Source organism: Streptosporangium sp. NPDC050148 (genome assembly GCF_055586505.1).
In genome coordinates this window covers 1-1,064 of the sequence record NZ_JBVJIA010000090.1, presented here as the reverse complement: position 1 = coordinate 1,064, position 1,064 = coordinate 1, and the positions used below count along the sequence as shown (strand labels likewise).

The window sequence follows — 1,064 nt, the reverse complement described above, 5'->3', positions numbered from 1 at the left end:
CTAAGACCGTCATCACCGATGTTGGCCCGGTGGAGATCGCGGTGCCGCGGGACCGAGACGCCAGCTTCGAGCCGAAGATCGTGCGCAAGCGGCAACGCCGGCTGTCCAGCGTGGATGAGATGGTCATCTCGCTGGCCGCCAAGGGCCTGACGACCGGGGAGATCTCCGCGCACCTGGCCGAGGTCTACGGCGCCGAGGTGTCCAAGCAGACCATCTCCACCATCACCGACAAGGTCATCGAGGGCATGACCGAGTGGCAGAACCGGCCGCTGGATCCTGTCTACCCGGTGATCTTCATCGATGCCGTGCACGTCAAACTGCGCGACGGCCAGGTCGCCAACCGGCCCATCTACCTGGCCATGGCGGTCACCGTCGACGGCGAGCGCGACATCCTCGGGTTGTGGGTCGGCGACGGCGGCGAGGGGGCGAAGTTCTGGCTGCACGTGCTGACCGAGATCAAGAACCGCGGCGTCGGTGACGCGCTGATGGTGGTCTGCGACGGTCTGAAGGGGCTGCCGCAGGCGATCGAGACCGTCTGGCCGCAGGCGGTCGTGCAGACCTGCGTGGTGCATCTGCTGCGCGCCAGCTTCCGTTACGCAGCCCGCCAGCACTGGGATGCCATCGCCAAGGCATTGCGGCCCGTCTACACCGCCCCCACCGAGGCCGCCGCGCTCGAGCGGTTCTACGAGTTCGCCGAGACGTGGGGCGGTAGGTATCCGGCCATCGTGAAGTTGTGGGAGGACGCCTGGGCGGAGTTCGTGCCCTTCCTCAACTTCGACACCGAGATCCGCCGGGTCATCTGCTCGACCAACGCGATCGAGTCGGTCAACGCGCGAATCCGGCGGGCGGTCAAGGCCCGTGGCCACTTCCCGAACGAGCAGGCCGCACTGAAGTGCGTCTACATGGCGATCATGAGCTTGGACCCGACCGGCAAGGGCCGCAAACGCTGGATCACCCGCTGGAAGGCCGCCCTCAACGCCTTCGCCATCACCTTCGAAGGCCGCCTCACCCCGACCACCCGATAACCAATCAAGATCGAGTTACACCGTTAACTGGACAGACCC

1 protein-coding gene is annotated in these 1,064 nt (G+C 66.1%); it reads left to right on the top strand.

Features of this window, described 5'->3' with window-relative positions; genetic code table 11:
* On the top strand, positions 1-1,025 hold a 1,025-nt coding region (locus ACZ6RT_RS37545; RefSeq protein ID WP_470158886.1), incomplete at its 5' end, for an IS256 family transposase.
* Positions 1,026-1,064: the final 39 nt, after the last annotated feature.